The organism is Streptomyces sp. HP-A2021 (genome assembly GCF_022807935.1).
In the GTDB taxonomy this organism is placed as follows: Bacteria; Actinomycetota; Actinomycetes; order Streptomycetales; family Streptomycetaceae; genus Streptomyces; species Streptomyces afghaniensis.
In genome coordinates, this window is sequence record NZ_CP094344.1 from 3,897,070 (window position 1) to 3,913,321 (window position 16,252).

Annotated in this window: 10 protein-coding genes; 2 read left to right on the forward strand and 8 right to left on the reverse strand. The window is 72.6% G+C overall.

What is annotated here, in order from left to right; genetic code table 11:
* Position 1 precedes the first annotated feature (1 nt).
* The gene (guaA, locus tag MQE23_RS17515; RefSeq protein WP_243379571.1) at positions 2-1,582 is read right to left on the reverse strand and encodes a glutamine-hydrolyzing GMP synthase; all 1,581 of its coding nucleotides are present in this window, start codon (positions 1,580-1,582) and stop codon (positions 2-4) included.
* Between the two features lie 327 nt (positions 1,583-1,909).
* On the opposite strand from guaA, the gene MQE23_RS17520 reads away from it, so the two are divergent.
* Entirely contained in the window at positions 1,910-2,191 is a 282-nt protein-coding gene (locus tag MQE23_RS17520) for a chorismate mutase (RefSeq protein WP_243379572.1), read from the forward strand.
* A gap of 523 nt (positions 2,192-2,714) precedes the next feature.
* Here MQE23_RS17520 and MQE23_RS17525 read toward each other — a convergent pair.
* Positions 2,715-3,851, reverse strand: a complete 1,137-nt coding sequence (locus MQE23_RS17525; RefSeq protein WP_243379573.1) for a hypothetical protein — start codon at positions 3,849-3,851, stop codon at positions 2,715-2,717.
* Positions 3,852-4,065: 214 nt separating this feature from the next.
* On the opposite strand from MQE23_RS17525, the gene MQE23_RS17530 reads away from it, so the two are divergent.
* On the forward strand, positions 4,066-5,055 hold the full coding sequence (locus MQE23_RS17530; protein WP_243379574.1) for an LAETG motif-containing sortase-dependent surface protein: 990 nt from the start codon (positions 4,066-4,068) through the stop codon (positions 5,053-5,055).
* 89 nt (positions 5,056-5,144) lie between these two features.
* On the opposite strand, the gene MQE23_RS17535 is transcribed toward MQE23_RS17530, so the two are convergent.
* The 6 genes from MQE23_RS17535 to MQE23_RS17560 form a co-directional block, all read right to left on the reverse strand.
* Complete coding sequence (locus MQE23_RS17535; RefSeq protein ID WP_020271981.1) at positions 5,145-6,932, reverse strand: GMC family oxidoreductase; 1,788 nt, start codon at positions 6,930-6,932, stop codon at positions 5,145-5,147.
* Between the two features lie 35 nt (positions 6,933-6,967).
* Positions 6,968-8,596 (reverse strand): succinic semialdehyde dehydrogenase, encoded by a 1,629-nt coding sequence (locus MQE23_RS17540; protein WP_243379575.1) that lies wholly within the window; start codon positions 8,594-8,596, stop codon positions 6,968-6,970.
* 137 nt (positions 8,597-8,733) lie between these two features.
* The gene (locus MQE23_RS17545; protein WP_243379576.1) at positions 8,734-10,431 is read right to left on the reverse strand and encodes a serine/threonine-protein kinase; all 1,698 of its coding nucleotides are present in this window, start codon (positions 10,429-10,431) and stop codon (positions 8,734-8,736) included.
* A gap of 86 nt (positions 10,432-10,517) precedes the next feature.
* On the reverse strand, positions 10,518-11,729 hold the full coding sequence (locus MQE23_RS17550; protein ID WP_243379577.1) for a serine/threonine-protein kinase: 1,212 nt from the start codon (positions 11,727-11,729) through the stop codon (positions 10,518-10,520).
* A 75-nt stretch (positions 11,730-11,804) separates the two neighbouring features.
* A complete protein-coding gene (locus MQE23_RS17555; RefSeq protein WP_020271984.1) occupies positions 11,805-13,544 on the reverse strand; it encodes a serine/threonine-protein kinase in 1,740 nt (579 codons plus the stop codon).
* A gap of 166 nt (positions 13,545-13,710) precedes the next feature.
* Positions 13,711-16,209 (reverse strand): protein kinase, encoded by a 2,499-nt coding sequence (locus MQE23_RS17560; protein WP_243379578.1) that lies wholly within the window; start codon positions 16,207-16,209, stop codon positions 13,711-13,713.
* Between the last annotated feature and the right edge of the window lie 43 nt (positions 16,210-16,252).

Below are 16,252 nucleotides of genomic sequence, written 5' to 3' on the forward strand. Positions count from 1 at the left end.
GTCACTCCCACTCGATCGTCCCCGGCGGCTTCGAGGTGACGTCGAGGACGACCCGGTTGACGTCCTTGACCTCGTTGGTGATGCGCGTGGAGATCCGGGCCAGGACGTCGTACGGCAGGCGCGACCAGTCGGCGGTCATCGCGTCCTCGGAGGAGACGGGCCGCAGGACGATCGGGTGGCCGTACGTCCGGCCGTCGCCCTGGACGCCGACGCTGCGGACGTCCGCGAGCAGGACCACCGGGCACTGCCAGATGTCCCGGTCGAGGCCGGCCGCCGTGAGCTCCTCGCGGGCGATGGCGTCGGCCTCGCGCAGCAGGTCCAGGCGGTCCTTGGTGACCTCGCCGACGATCCGGATGCCGAGGCCGGGGCCGGGGAAGGGCTGGCGCTGGACGATCTCGTCCGGCAGGCCGAGCTCCTGGCCGACCATGCGGACCTCGTCCTTGAAGAGCTTGCGCAGCGGCTCGATCAGCTGGAACTCGAGGTCCTCGGGGAGGCCGCCCACGTTGTGGTGGGACTTGATGTTGGCGGTGCCGGTGCCGCCGCCGGACTCGACCACGTCGGGGTAGAGGGTGCCCTGCACGAGGAACTCCACCGCCGGGCCCTCGTCCGCGATGATCTCGGCCTGGGCCTGCTCGAAGACCCGGATGAACTCGCGGCCGATGATCTTCCGCTTCTCCTCGGGGTCGGAGACCCCGGCGAGCGCCTTGAGGAACCGCTCCTCGGCGTCCACGACCTTCAGCTGCACGCCGGTCGCGGCCACGAAGTCCTTCTCGACCTGCTCGGTCTCGCCCTTGCGCATCAGGCCGTGGTCGACGTACACGCAGGTCAGCTGGGAGCCGATGGCCTTCTGGACGAGGGCCGCGGCGACCGCGGAGTCCACGCCGCCGGACAGCCCGCAGATGGCGCGCTTGTCGCCGACCTGCTCACGGATCGCGGCGACCTGCTCCTCGATCACGCTGCCCGTGGTCCAGGACGGGGTCAGGCCCGCGCCCCGGTACAGGAAGTGCTCCAGCACCTGCTGCCCGTGCGTGGAGTGCATCACCTCGGGGTGGTACTGGACTCCGTACAGCTTCTTCTCGTCGTTCTCGAACGCGGCGACCGGCACGACGTCCGTGGAGGCCGTGACGGAGAAGCCCTCGGGGGCGGCGGAGCAGGCGTCGCCGTGCGACATCCAGACGGCCTGCTCGGCGGGGGTGCCCTCGAAGAGGGTGGAGGACGACTTGGAGACGTGCAGGTCGGTGCGGCCGTACTCGCGGGCTCCGGTGTTGTCGACGGTGCCGCCGAGGGTCTGCGCCATCAGCTGGAAGCCGTAGCACATGCCGAAGACGGGGACGCCGGCCTCGAAGAGCGCGCGGTCCAGGCGCGGGGCGCCTTCCTCGTAGACCGACGAGGGGCCGCCGGAGAGGATGATCGCCGCGGGGTTCTTGGCGAGCATCTCGGCGACCGGCATGGTGCTCGGCACGATCTCGCTGTAGACCCGCGCCTCGCGGACACGACGGGCGATGAGCTGGGCGTACTGCGCGCCGAAGTCGACGACCAGGACGGTGTCGGCGGCGCTGGCAGCGGGAGTCGCTGATGACACAGGGTGCCTTCCGGCGGTGGGGCGGGGGTCTTGTGCCACCCGATTCTACCGGGGTGCCGGGGGGCGTCGTCCGGGCGCCGGGAGCCGGGGCCGTCTCAGGATGCGAACCGGGTTGGACGCCCCCGGGGAGCGGGGCATACTGGCCCCATGCTCCAGCACCAGACGTTCGTCTTTACCTATGGCACCCGGCCCGCCGGCTGCCATGGTCGTGCTGCTTGAGCAACTGACAAGCGACTTCCCAGGCGCCCCGGGCCGACAAGGCCCGGGGCGTCTGCCGTCGTCCGGGCCTTGCCGCTCCGGGGCACCCCTTGACGACAAGGAGCCCCCATGAACGCCACCGACGTGACCGGCGCCCGCACCCCCGAGGCCGTCGGCGTGATCACCGGCGCGCGTGAACGCATCGACGCGCTGGACGACCGGATCATCGGCCTGATCCAGGAACGGGCGGCCGTCTCCGCCGTCATCCAGGAGGCCCGGATCTCCTCCGGCGGCCGGCGCGTGAACCTCTCCCGTGAGATGGAGGTCCTCGGCCACTACCGGGAGGCGCTGGGCAAGCCGGGCACGGCCCTCGCGATGACCCTGCTGGAGCTGTGCCGGGGCAGGATCTGAATCCCCGTTCCCAGGACAGACGTGCGCCCCCTTCTCACCCGTACGGCGCGTGACCGTCCCGCGAGCCGCTTCGTTGTCCCGGTGTCCGTGCCAGCCAGGGGCGGGCCCGAGAGAACCACGCGTGGCTCACTGGAGCGATGAGACGTACGGATCGTGCCGTGCGTCGTGGGACCTCGCTCCAGGGAAGTGACCGGACGGCAGGGGACAGCAGCCCGGTCACCCAAGAGAACGGTCGGCTCCGGGGACGCCCGGAGCCGACCGGCGGACCTTGCAAAAATGCACAAGACCGGATCGAACGGTTGCGGGCGCCGCGTTCATCCAGCACGATGCGTAGACAGCCCAAGTCCCCTCGTCGGCATCCGCATTGCCCCCTTGCCAGAGGTACAGACCAGCGGCGCAACCCCCCGGCGCCGCTCCCAAAGCACCGGCGCTGCCCTGACGTCGGTGCTGACGAGAAGAAGGGCCCCGCGGCTCCACCCCGCGGGGCCCTTCGCTCTGCGTCGCCGGCCGTCCCGAGGGGCGGTCAGGTGCGCGACACCGTCCCGCACTCGTCCTGGTCGTGGTCGATGTCCTTGCTCCGGTCGTACGGATCCGTCGTCGGGCCGCTCGGCTCAGCGCCCGTGGGCCCGCTCGACGGGAACTCCGGGTGCAGATAGCCGTCGTGGACGTCGCAGGAGGAGTTGCCGATCTCCTGGTCGTACTCCATGAGCAGCAGCCGGCCCTGGGTGACCTGGTATCGCGCGGGGTCGGCGAGTTCGACGTCGAGCACCCGGCGCACGATGGTGCGGGTGACCTCGGTGGGACCGTCGGCCCGTACGACGGGGTAGACGAAGGTGTAGTCGGCGCGCACGGCCACGCCCCCCTGCGTTCCCTTCTTGAACGTCATGCGGCCGCGGGTCTTGATCACGTCGCCGACCGGACGCACCTCGTCGGGGTCGAACCGGCTGAACAGCGTCACCGGGTCGTGCTTCCTGCTCGGGGAGCGCAGGGCGGTGCCGAGGCCGTCGAGGACGCCCGGCTGCTTGGGGTCCAGTACGGAGAGCGCGGCCTCGGGGCGGGCGCCGCGCACCGCCTTCGGGTCGAGGTTGGCGCCCACCAGCAGCTTCTTCGTCAGCTTCAGCGCCTGCTCCACACGGTCCTTGGGGACCGGACCGACGGCTTCGGCCTCGGGCAGCACGATGCCGGCCTCGCCGTCGGCCCAGCGCAGCGCCGGGGAGCCGGCGAACGGCTTGTCCAGGGTGGGGGTCTCGGGGTCCGACGCCCCGGGCGCGGCACTGGGGGCCGCGGTCTCGTCGGGCAGCGGTGAGGCCGCGGCCGGTGACTCGTCCGTGCCGAAGGGGTCGCCGGGCAGCAGCGACGGTTTCAGCGCCACCAACGCCACTGCGACGGCGAGGGGCACGCCGAGGACGGCCCACAGCTTGCGGCGCCGCGCCGCCCGGCCGTTCATCTCCTGCCAGGCCGGGCCCGTCCGCCACCCGGGAGGCGACTCGCCCCGGGCTTCCTGCTGGCGCAGGCGCTCGGTCACCATGCGCGCCCGTGCGGACGGCTCCTTCGGGACGGAGGACTGACTGTTCCGCTCGGCGTCGCGGAGGAACTGCTCCCAGGCGTCGTCGGGGAGCTCCGAGGCCGACGGCTCATCGTCGGACGGCTTTTCAGGCACGAAGTCAAGATCTAAGCGGGTGGGCGGCGGCTTCACAAGAAGGTCTTGAGTGTGACTCAGCCCACATAAAAGTTCTGTGAATGCCAGCACAACCATTCACAGGCTTCACGGATCAAACCTGCCGAACCAAGGGCACTCCCGCGCCCCACACGCGGAGGCCTCCCCCAACGTTCGTACCGCACCCTGCGGTACGCCCGGACTCTCCGAGGTCTTCATGAAGCTTCGCCGCGCCATGGCAGCAGCGGCCGCTACGGCGGTCATAGCCCCGGTCGCACTGCTCGCGGCACCGGCCGCGTACGCGACCGACGAAACGTCGCCCAGCCCGAGCACGTCCGCGAGCGAGTCGGCCACCGAGACGCCGCCCGCGCCGAGCACGTCCGCGAGCGAGTCCGCCACCCAGACACCGCCCGCACCGAGCACGTCCGCGAGCGAGTCCGCCACCCAGACACCGCCCGCACCGAGCACGTCCGCGAGCGACTCCGCCACCCCGGCGCCGTCCACCTCCGAGCCCGAGGAGTCGGAGTCCCCCGACCCCGAGCCCTCGGTGTGCGAGGACACCAAGGTCGACGTCAGCATCTCCGGTCTGCCCGGCAAGATCGCCGCGGGCAGCGGCTGGCACAAGTTCTCGCTGAACGTGCTCAACAACTCCGACTCCACGCTCAACGACCTCGACTTCTTCGCCGGGGCCTCCCCCGACAAGAACGGCGAGGAGCTGTTCTCCAGCAAGCAGGTCCAGCTCCAGGCCTGGGACCCCCAGGACAAGATCTGGGTCGACCTCAACGAGGGCGGCTACGCGGTCGGTTACGTCGGTTACACCGACGAGCTGAAGCCCGACTACCAGGTCAACATCCCGCTGCGCCTCAACGTCAAGCCGTCCGCCCCCGTCGGCGCCGGCTTCTCGCTGGGCGCGACGATCTACGGTGACAACGACGCCGAGTGCACCGGCTTCGGCGATGTGTCGTACAAGTTCCAGATCGTTTCGGCCGGTACGGACACCGGTGGCACCAAGCCGACTGAAGGCGGCAAGGCGCCGGTCACCGACGAGAAGCCGAGCGGCAACACGCCGGAGGTCACCGGCAGCCTCGCCGAGACCGGCTCCAGCTCCGCCCTGCCGATGATCAGCCTCGTCGGCGGTGCCGCGGTCGTCGCCGGTGCCGGCGCGATCTTCGTCGTGCGTCGCCGCAAGGCCGGCGTCCAGGCGTAAGCCACAGCGGCCGACAGGCCGTTGCACAAGCAGAAGAGGGACCTGCGCTCGGAGGGGGCGCAGGTCCCTCTTCTGCTGTCCGTTGCCGGTCAGCTCTTCGGCGGCATGGCCGGCAGGCCGAGGAACGGCAGCCGCAGCGCGCCGAACGCCTCCGCCGGGACCGCCGGAGACTTGGGCTCGACCGGCTGAAGGCGCTCGTAGGCCGCGCCCTGCCGCGGTCGCGGGTCGGGCTCGCCCTTGTTGGGCCAGAAGGACATCGCCCGCTCGGCCTGGGCGGTGATGGTGAGGGACGGGTTGACGCCCAGGTTGGCGGAGACCGCGGCGCCGTCGACCACCGAGATGCCGGGGTGGCCGTAGAGGCGGTGGTACGGGTCGATCACGCCGGTCTCGCGGGAGTCGCCGATCGGGCAGCCGCCCAGGAAGTGGGCCGTGAGCGGGGTGCCCATCAGTTCGCCGACGTTCGAGCCGGCGAAGCCGTTGATCTCGGCGGCCAGGGCCGACGCGCTCTCCGTGGCCGCCTTGATCTGCTTCGGGTTGGGCGCGCCGTGGCCCTGCCGGGCGGTGAGCAGGCCGCGGCCGACACCCGACGGTTTGAGGTACGTCGTCAGGGAGTTGTCCAGCGACTGCATCACCAGGCCGATGATGGTCCGCTCCGACCAGCGGCGGTTGGACAGGGAGCGCAGCACCAGCAAGGGGTGTTTCGCCGCGTGGGCGAGGAAGCCCAGGACCCGTGAGGTGCCCGAGCCGCTCCCGGCGTACGGGACCTGGAGGATCGACAGGCTGCCCATCGAGTTGGAGCCCTTGCCGTAGCGGACGGGCTCGATGTGGGTGTTCTCGTCCGGGTGGATCGAGGACGTGATGGCCACGCCCCGCGTGAAGTCGGCCTTCGGCGCGCCGTGCGCCTTGCGGTAGCGCCGGTCGTCGGTCTGGGCGCCGACCAGGGCCTCCGAGTTGGTGCGGGTCAGCCCGCCCAACCTGTCCGATAGGTGCGGCAGCTGTCCGCCGGCCTTCATGCGGTGCAGCAGCGTCTGGGTGCCGTACGTGCCGGCGGCGAGGACGACCTGGCGGGCCCTGTAGGTCCGGCCCCCGGCCTTGCGGCGGTCGTCGGTGGGCAGAGTGGCGACCGCGTACCCGCCGCGCGAGTCGTCGGTGACCGAGACGACCGTCGTCAGGGGGTGCACGACCGCGCCGGCCTTCTCGGCGAGGTACAGGTAGTTCTCGTTGAGGGTGTTCTTCGCGCCGTGCCGGCAGCCGGTCATGCACTCGCCGCACTCCGCGCAGGCCCTGCGGGCCGGGCCCGCTCCGCCGAAGTACGGGTCGGGCACCTCCTGGCCCGGCTTCGCCTTCGCCGTGCCGTCGGCGTCCTCGCCGTCGCCGAAGAAGACGCCGACCGGGGCGAGGTGGAAGGAGTCGCCGCAGCCCATGCGCTCCGCGGCGGCCTTCAGGTGCACGTCGGACGGGGTCATGGTCGGGTTGAGCCGTACGCCGAGCATGCGGCGGGCCTGGTCGTAGTACGGCTTCAGCTCCTCCTGCCAGTCCGTGATGTCCCGCCACTGGGGGTCCTCGAAGAACGGCTCGGGCGGGACGTAGAGGGTGTTGGCGTAGTTGAGGGAGCCGCCGCCCACGCCCGCTCCCGCCAGGACCATGACGTTGCCCAGCAGGTGGATGCGCTGGATGCCGTACATGCCGAGTTTCGGCGCCCAGAGGTAGTTCTTGAGGTCCCAGGAGTTCTTGGGCAGGGTCTCGCGGGTGAAGCGGCGGCCGGCCTCCAGGACGCCTACGCGATACCCCTTCTCCGTGAGGCGCAGGGCGGTCACCGAGCCGCCGAAGCCGGAGCCGACGACGATGACGTCGTAGTCGTAGGTGTCCTGGGGCACGGGCTCTCCTCGTCGAGAACGGGTGTGGTCTGGCTCTAGCGGAACCGGAACGCCTTCATCAGGCGGAGGCTCCTGCTCATGAACTGGGCGTACTTCTCGTCGTCCATGCCCAGTGAGGGGGCCATGGGGAGCACGCGCTGGTGGGCGACCGTCTGGGCCTCGGTGTACTTGAGGATGCCCTCGGCGCCGTGGCGGCGGCCGAGGCCGGAGTCCTTCATGCCACCCATGGGCGACTGGACGCTGCCGTAGGCGGGGGCGTAGCCCTCGTTGATGTTGACCGTGCCGGTGCGCAGGCGGGCCGCGACCTCCTGGCCGCGGCGGCCGTTCTTCGTCCAGACCGAGGAGTTCAGGCCGTACGCCGTGGCGTTGGCGCGCTCGATCACCTCGTCCTCGTCCGTGAAGCGGTAGACCGAGACGACCGGGCCGAAGGTCTCCTCCGTGCAGACGGACATGTCCGTGCCGACCCCGTCGAGGATCGTGGGCTCGAAGAAGTACGGGCCGATGTCCGGTCGCGCCACACCGCCCGCGACGACCTTCGCACCCTTGGCGACCGCCTCCTCCACGTGCCGGGTGACGGTCTCCAGCTGGCGTTCGCCGACCAGGGAGCCCATGTCGGCGCCGTACGCCAGGGACGTGCCGAGGCGGATGGCCTTCGTGCGGGCGGCGAAGCGCTCCAGGAAGGCGTCCGCGATCGACTCGTGGACGTAGAGCCGCTCGATGGAGATGCACAGCTGGCCCGCCGAGGAGAAGCAGGCGCGGACGGCACCGGCCGCGGCCTTCTCGATGTCGGCGTCCTCCAGCACCAGCATGGCGTTCTTGCCGCCGAGTTCGAGGGAGACGCCGACCAGCCGGGCGGCGGCGCCCTGGGCGACCTCGCGGCCGGTGCGGGTGGAGCCGGTGAAGGAGACGTAGTCGGCGTGCCGGACGACCTCCGGGCCGACGACCGGGCCGTCACCGAGGACGACCTGGAAGACGTCGGCGGGCAGACCGGCCTCGATGAGCAGGTCACGGGCCCACAGGGCGGTCAGGCAGGTCTCGGTGTCAGGCTTCATGACGACCGCGTTGCCCGCGACGAAGGCGGGGAGCGCGTCGCCGACCGACAGTTCCAGCGGGTAGTTCCAGGGCGCGATCTGGCCGACGACGCCGCGCGGGTGGCGCAGTTCGGTGACCTTGGTGAGGGTCGGCATGGCGCCGGCGTGCCGCTTCGGGCGGAGGTAGGCGGGGGCCTTGCGGCCGTAGTGCCGGGCGGCGACCGCGACGGCCTGGACCTCCTCGTGGGCGTGCAGCCGGGCCTTGCCGGTCTCCAGCTGGATCAGGTCGAGCACCTCGGCCTGGCGCTCCAGCACCAGGTCGTGGAAGCGCAGCAGGACGGCGGCGCGCTGCCGTACCGGGGTCTGCGCCCACACGGCCTGGGCGGCGCGGGCCAGTTCGAAGGCCTTCGCCACGTCCTCGGGCGTCGACTCGGGCAGGTCGGCCAGCTTCTCGCCGGTGAACGGCGTGTGGTTGGCGGTCCGGCCGGAGCCGGCCACGCCCTTGGTGAGCTGGGCGACCAGCTCGGGGGTGACCACGTCGGCGGCGGTGCGGGCGCCCTCCGGGGCGGGGGCGAGGGGGTTCGTGCCGGTGTGTGCCGTGCCGGTCTTCTCCGGGGCGTGCGCGTCCGTCATGAGGCGCAGGGTATGCCCCGGCGGAGCCTTTGGGTACCCGTCGGTAATACGGCTTCACCGACTGCACACAAGGCGCCAGTGGCTGCTGGCAACGAACGCCCTGATCAGGGCGTTGTGCGGTGACCAGTTGGTGTGATTCAGCCTTTTACGATCCCGAGCCGGTCCCGGGCGCCCTTGAACACCGAGGTGCCCTCCTTCTCCTCGGGCGTGCCCTTGGGCATGTCGACGCGCAGTTCGTACATGCGGTCGTCGTCGGTGCGGATCACCACTCGCATCACCCGCCTGGGGTCCTCGTCCAGGTTGTAGGTGGTGTCGGCGAGGGCGGCCTCGTAGCCCTGGACGCTGGTACGGGTGTACTGCGTGTCCCCCCGAACGACCGGTACGTCCCGGACCTGGTCCATCGGGGAGCCCGAGGCCCGGTCCCAGAGGAGGAGGCGGACCTGGACGGTGCCGCCCTGTTCGTCGCCGTAGAGCACCGTGCGGGGCTGGTCGGTCGCGCTGCCGGTCCGGTCGAGTTCGCGGTAGTGGCTCGGGAGATGGAGTACGGCCGCCAGGTCCGGATCGCGGTGCGGGGTCCAGGTCTCCATCGCTTCGGCGGTCTCCGCGCTGCTGGTGTCGCCGAGGTGGGTGGCGACGCCTATGCCGCCGGCGAGGAGGGCGCTCATCAGGGCGAGGGGGCCGGGGCGGAGAAGGCTCTGGCGCTTCGGCGGTACAGGGTCGTGCTGCGTTGCGGAGTCGTTCCGCGTCACGGGGCCGGGGCGGGGTTCCTCCGGCGGTGCGGCCGTGGGGTCTGCGAGCCGGAGCGTGTTGGGGTCCTCCGCCGCGGAATCCCGTACGTTCGGGGACTTCCGTATGTCCGCGGCCTGCTGAGACTCCTTCGGTATCTCCTCCGCCGCCGGCCACTGCCCGGCCGCCGCCTCCAGCGCCTTCGCGACCTCATCGGCGTCCGGCCGCTGTTCGGGTTCCTGCACCAGCAGTCGTGCGATCAGCTCTCCGAGCGGTCCGGCCTGCTTCGGTTCGGGCGGCTCGGCGGCGAGGATCGCGGCGATGGTGGCCTCCGGCGTGCCCCGGCGGAACGGGGACGCCCCTTCGACGGCCGCATACAGCAGTACGCCCAGGGACCACAGGTCGGAGGCGGGCCCGGCGATGCGGCCGGACATCCGCTCGGGCGCGACGAACTCCAGCGAGCCGACGAACTCGCCACCCGCCGTGAGCGATTCCTCGCCCTGCACATGGGCGATGCCGAAGTCGGTGAGGACGACGCGCCGATGCGGGCCGAGCAGCACATTGGCCGGTTTCACGTCCCGGTGCACGATGCCGACGGAGTGCGCGGCACGCAGGGCACCGAGGACGGCGAGGCCGATCCGGGCGGCTTCGCGCGCCTCCACGGGGCCGCGCCGGAGCACCTCGTGCAGGGACTCGCCCGGCACCAACTCCATGACGATCCAGGGGTGTCCGTCGAGCACCGCGTCGACCGCGTCCAGCCCGTCGCGTCCGAGCCGGCCGGGGCGGTCGATCCGCCCGGCGGGTGCCTGCCGCTGCCGCTCCGGCTCGACGACCACGTCGTGGATGGTGACGGCGGCGGGATGGTCGACGCGGGCGGCGGCGCGGGCCTCGCGGTAGAGCCGGTGGGCCGCACGCCGACGGCTCTCGTCCTCCGGGTCGTCCGGACCGCCCGGCAACCGGGGCTGCTTGACGGCGACTTCCCGCTGCACGAGCTCGTCGTAGGCCCGCCAGACGGTGCCCATCCCGCCGGAGCCGATGCGCTCGATCAGCCGGTACCGCCCGCCGACCGACCGGCCTTGGGCGCCCGTCCCGCCCCCGTCGTTGCTCATGCCCCATCAGTACCCCGCGGGGCGGCCGCTTGTCGACGTGAGGCCGTGGCGGAGGGTCCTGGAGCAGCACACCGCCGCACACCGCGTCAGGGCGAGGGGGAGACGGCCGCGGTGGTGGTGGCGCCGGTGGCCGCCGGGGTGCTCGGAGCGCCCGTGCCGCGGGAGGAGGGTCCGGCCGAAGGCGTCTTGGGCGCCGAACTCTTCGGCGTACGGCCGCCGTCCCCGCCGCCCTCGTCCATGAGCAGCGCCGCCGCCGACACACCCGCCCCGGCCATCGCGGCGACCAGCAGCGCGGCCACGAGCACCCGGCGCGTGGGCTGCCGGAGCAACTGCTCGTGCCGCCGGTCCGGGCCGGGCAGGTCCGTCGGCGGCATCGGCGGTTGCCGATCGGCGCTGTCCTGCGGCCGTCCGTGCGGGGCACCCCGCACCATCGGCGCGTACCCGGGCGGCGGAGCCTGCGGCGTGCTGCCCGTCTCGCGGAACACCCGCAGCATCCGCTCCGCCCGGTCCGCATCCAGCCGCCGGTCCGGATCGCGTTCCAGCAGGCCCTGTACGACGGGCAGGAGCGGCCCGGCCTGCGCGGGCGGACGAATGTCGCCGACGACGACCGCGTGCAGGACGCCGCCCAGCGAGTCGCGATGGAACGGCGACTCGCCGCTGAGGGCCGCGCACAGCAGCGCGCCCAGCGACCACAGGTCGGATTCGGGCCCGGTCCTGACTCCGGACATCCGCTCGGGCGCGGTGTACTCGGGCGAGCCGACGAAGGACCCGTTCTCGGTGAGCGTGGGGGCGCCCGCGACCTGGGCGATGCCGAAGTCGGTGAGGACGACCCGGTCGGTACCGGCCTCCAGCAGCACGTTGTCGGGCTTGAGGTCGCGGTGCAGAACCCCGGCCGCGTGCGCGGCGCGCAGCGCGCCGAGCAGGGCGATGCCGATCCGTGCGGCCTCGGCGGCCTCGACCGGGCCTTCGGTCGCGAGCCGGTCGGCGAGCGAACCGCCCTCGATCAGCTCCATGACGATGTACGGGCGTTCGTCGTCCTCGACGACGTCGTGGACGACGATGATGTGCGGATGGCTCAGCTGGGCGACCGCCCGCGCCTCGCGCAGCGTACGGTCCCGCTGCCGGCGCGCTTCCGCCGCGGAGAGCGTCTCGTCGAAGGGGAGCTCCTTGACGGCCACGCCCCGGCCGAGCAGCTGGTCGGTCGCCCGCCAGACCACGCCCATGCCACCGCGCCCGAGCCTCGCCTCGAGCCGGTACCGGCCCGCGATGACACGCATGTTGTGCCCCTCGGTCCCCATGCGGCAATCATGCCCCACCGGAGGGGCGGGCTCCGGGGCAACGGCCCCCGGGTGGCCGAAACACACGGCCCTGCGTCAGGGGGTCTTCTCGTGCCAGCCCTGCAGCAGCGACGTGAACTGCTTGCGCGCCTTCGCCCAGTCCTGCGCGGGCGCCGACATGTAGAGCGCGTACTCGGTGCCGTCACGGGCGACGTACGTCTCCTCGATGGCCCTGCGCGGACCGGGGAACTTGGTGTCCTTCGGCTGCGCGGTCCAGGTGTACTCCCACAGCGCGCCGTCCCGGTCGCGGTAGACGTTGCGTTCCAGCTTCACTCGCTTGTAGTCGACCAGCCGCTGCAACTGCTGCTCCAGGTCGAGCTGGTGGGCGTACGGGTCGGCGAAGTCCGGGGAGGTGTCGACGGCGATCCGGACGAAGTGCCGGCCGCCGTCGGGCGTGTAGTCGATCTGCTTGAGCTCGCCCTGCGGGCCGAAGGTCTGGCGCTTCCAGCCCTTGGGCAGGTAGAGGCTGAAACCCGCGGGGTCGTCGCGGCGGGTCCAGCCGGCGGGAACCGAGCCCCCGGGCTGCTCCGTGCTCGTGGTACGGGAGGAGCCGGATGCGCTGCCCGACGTCTGCCGGCTCTCGTTCCACTGCTGGAGCACCACCGCGGTGCCTCCGCCGATGATGGCCGCGAGAGCGACGACGAGGGCGAGGGTACGAAGCCGGCGGCGCCGGCCCGAGCCGGTCGGCTGCTGCCCCGTCGCCATCGGGCCGATCATGGTGGGATCGGGAGTCCCGTGCCCGGTGGCGAAGGCCCCGGCTGCGGGAGTGCCGGCCGTGGTGGCGCCGGCCGGTGTCCCGGCCAGCGGCGGGAGCGGCGTCCGGGTGTGCGATCCGGAGCCGGTACCGACCGTGCCCGTGCCGGACGGATGCGTGCCGGACGGATTCGTGCCGCTGTGCGCGTCCCGGTACGGCGACGATCCGCCGTACTGCGTCGGCACATACGCCTGCGCCCCGCTCGGCCGCCGGCCCTCCGCCGCCTCGGCGAGCATCTGCTCGGCCTCGGACGCGTCGGGCCGGGTGGCGGGATCCTTGCGCAGCAGGGCGGTGATGACGGGCGTGAGCGCGTCCGCGTGCCGAAGCTCGGCGGCCTCCTCCTCGACCACCGCCTGCATGGTGGTGAGCGGTGTGGTGCGGCGGAACGGCGAGCGGCCCTCCACCGCCGTGTAGAGCGTCGCGCCGAGCGCCCACAGGTCGGAGGACGGGCCGGGGTCGTGGCCGCGCACGCGCTCGGGCGCCAGGTAGTCGACCGAGCCGACGACCTCTCCGGTCCGGGTGATGGTGGTGTCGCCCTCGATCTGGGCGATGCCGAAGTCGGTGAGCAGGACCCGCCCGTCCCGGGCGAGGAGGACGTTGCCCGGCTTGACGTCGCGGTGCAGGACGCCGGCGGTGTGCGCGGCGCGCAGGGCCCGCAGCACCCACATGCCGATGCGCGCCGCCTCGCGCGGCTCGACGCGCCCCTCCTCCTTGACCGCGTCGGCCAGGGAGCGGCCCTCGACCAGCTCCATCACGATCCACGGGCGGCCGTCGTGCTCCAGCACGTCGTGCACGGTGACGACTGCCGAGTGGTTGATCCGCGCGGCGGCCCTGGCCTCGGCCCGGGTGCGCGCCAGCAGGATGGCCTGCTCGCTCTCGGAGACGTAGAGCGCGGCCGTCAGCTCCTTGATGGCGACGGACCGGTGCAGCACCTCGTCATGTGCCCGCCATACCCGGCCCATACCGCCACTGCCGATGGAGTCGGCAAGCCGGTAGCGGCCCGCGACGAGCAGGCCCTGCATCTGATTCACGTTGCCCCGCAATGGTCTTGACAGGGTCAGCGTAAGGACCCGCCCTTCCCCAGGGAACAAGCGGGGTACCACGGTGACCGCACTGTGACGGTTGTGGCGCCTGAGACAAGAGGGAACCGTGAGGTGAACTCCAGCGCACGGCAGTCGGGTCAGAAGATCATTTCGTCGCCTTGTACGTCGCCGCCGCCTGCTCGTACAGCCGCGTCACCTCGTCCCGTTCGGACTCCGGGCCGCGCACCTGGACCACGTGGTACCGCCCGCCGACCAGCATCGCGAGATTGCGCACATACAGCTCGCCCCCGTCGTCGCCGGTCCAGGTGAACTGCCCCTCGGCCATGGTCCGCCCGCCCACCTCGATCGTCTTCAGCCCCGTGGAGGTGGCCCAGCTGGAGTCGCGGTACGGCTGCAACTCACGCTCCTTCTCCCGCTGGTAGACCATCGGATCGCCGCCGTACTCGGACGCGCTGTCCCGGCCCGGTACGACGATGAGCTCGAAGTCGCCCTTCGCGTAGACCACCTGACCGCTGGCCCGCGAGGTGCGGTCCCAGCCCTTGGCGACGGCGACCTGGAAGCCCGCCGAGTCCTTGCGCAGGGTGAAGCCGTCGGCGACCTCGGGGCCGGTGGTCTGCGTCTGAGTGGAACCGGCCGACGTCGACGGGCTCTTCTCCGGCTCGGGCGACGCCCGGTCGGGCCGGGGCTCGCCGCTGGCCTCCGGCTCGGGCGCCTGGCCGGCCTCACCGGCGGCTCCGGTGCGGTCCGTGCCCTGCGCGCCGTCGGTCTGCGACTTGGGCATGAAGAGCATGGCGTAGGCGATCGCCGCGGCCATCACGAGCAGGACGAGGAGGAGCAGGGTGCGGCCGAGGCGGTGCGGCGACCGGGACTCCTTCCTGGCCCGCTTGTGCCGCCCGTGGTGCGCGGGCAGCCCGGCCCGCCGCCTGCGCACGAGCTCGCCCCGGCGCCGTACGACGGGCAGCCGGCTCGCGTCGGCGGGCGGCGCAGCGACGACGTGCACACCGGCCTCCGGCTCGGGCGCCGAGCGCACGAGCGAGCGCAGCCAGCCGCGCAGTTCCTCGAAGTCGAGGCGCTCGGTCGGGTCCTGACGCAGCAGCGACTCCACGACCGGCCTGAGCGGCCCGCACTCCTCGGCGTACGCGGGCGGTTCCGCGCACACCATCTGCACCAGCTCGGCCGTCGACTCCTCCGGATAGGGCGCATGCCCCTGTACGGCCCTGAAGAGCAGCGCGCCGAGCGCCCACAGGTCGGTGGCGGGACCGATCGGCGCGGCCAACTGCCAGTTCTCGTGCACGGGTCCGGCCTGCTCGGGCGCCCAGCGCTCCGTCACGGGACCCACCACGGCCATCCGGGCCTGCCGCGCCCGCTCGGCGGCCAGCGCCGTGGCCGGGCCGCGCCGGGGTGCGGGGGTGTGGGCGACCAGGTCGTCCCACCGCGTGGGCTCGCCGGGGGCAGCGGGGTCCGGGGCCGGGGGGAGAGCCGTCTGCTCCTGTCCCTGCGGCAAGGGCGCGTTGCCGGTTGCGCCGCGGGGTGTTGCGCCGTGCCAGGCGGTCGTCCGGGGGGCGCCGCCCACGCCGTAGGGGTCGGCTATCTGCCCTGGCGGGACCGCCCCGGGCCCGGTGCTCTGCCCGGGGACGTACGGCGACTGCGCCGAGCCGTTGGCGTGGGGCCCGGGTCCGCCGTCCGGGGCGGGCCGGGCACCGGGCAGTGCCGCCCGGCCGTTCTGCTGCGTCTCCTGGACCCGGGCCGCGGCCCGGGCACCCGCCCGGTAGGCGGCGATCGCCCCGGCTCGTGCGGCCCGCGGGTCCTCGCTGTCCTCCGCGCTCCTGCGGGCCGGCACGGGTGAGCCCCCACTGCCCGTGTCGACTCCGGTTGCCGGCAGCCCCCGGGCCTCCCGGGCCTCTATGGCGGCCCGTCGCGCGGCCTCGGGATCACCCGCGCCACCGACGCCTCCCGGGCCACCGGCACCGCCCGCGCCATTGACCATCCCGGCGCCACCGGTCTCGTGGCCGGGCTCGTCGAAGGCCGGAGCCGGCACGGGGTCGTACCCGCACAGCGCCTCCTCTGCCGCACCCACCGCCAGCCCGGTCAGCATCACCCGGCCGTCGTCGCAGACGAGGACCGTGCGCGCGGTGATGTTCCGGTGCACCCAGCCGTGCGCGTGCAGCACCCGCAGCGCCATGAGGACGTCGGAGGCCACCTCGGCCGCCCGGTACGGCGTCAGCGGCTTCTCGGCGAGCAGCGCCGCCAGGGGACGCGCGGCCACCAGCTCGCTGACGATCCACAGCGAACCGCCCTCGGCGAACACGTCGAAGACCTGGTCGAGACGGGGATGGTCGGGAATGGCCGCCGCGGCCTGCGCGGCCTCGACCGCGCGCCGTACCACCGGATCCGTGGGCCGCCGGGTGCCCGGACGGGCGCCGGGCCTGCGCGAGCCACCGTCACGTGCCGTGAAGCCGTCGGGCAGCCCCTCGGCGTCGAGGACCTCCGCCTCGACCACCTCCGGCAACGGCACTGCCCTGGCCAGGACTTCCTGTCCGCTGTAGGTGTCGAAGGCCCGGGACTCGGTCAGTTCGTACTCGTCGGACGGCGGCAGCGGCAGGCGGTAGCGGTCGGCGAGCACCCGTCCCGCATAGTCGTCCACGATGCCTCCCCCGGCAGCCTGGTCGGTCACATCCGTTCGCCCC

What these genes read in the sequence shown, in the direction of transcription:
- MQE23_RS17550 (WP_243379577.1), bottom strand. Translation starts at nt 11,729, where the DNA reads ATGGGGACCGAGGGGCACAACATGCGTGTCATCGCGGGCCGGTACCGG.
- MQE23_RS17545 (WP_243379576.1), bottom strand. Translation starts at nt 10,431, where the DNA reads ATGAGCAACGACGGGGGCGGGACGGGCGCCCAAGGCCGGTCGGTCGGC.
- MQE23_RS17520 (WP_243379572.1), top strand. Translation starts at nt 1,910, where the DNA reads ATGAACGCCACCGACGTGACCGGCGCCCGCACCCCCGAGGCCGTCGGC.
- MQE23_RS17540 (WP_243379575.1), bottom strand. Translation starts at nt 8,596, where the DNA reads ATGACGGACGCGCACGCCCCGGAGAAGACCGGCACGGCACACACCGGC.
- MQE23_RS17555 (WP_020271984.1), bottom strand. Translation starts at nt 13,544, where the DNA reads ATGCAGGGCCTGCTCGTCGCGGGCCGCTACCGGCTTGCCGACTCCATC.
- MQE23_RS17530 (WP_243379574.1), top strand. Translation starts at nt 4,066, where the DNA reads ATGAAGCTTCGCCGCGCCATGGCAGCAGCGGCCGCTACGGCGGTCATA.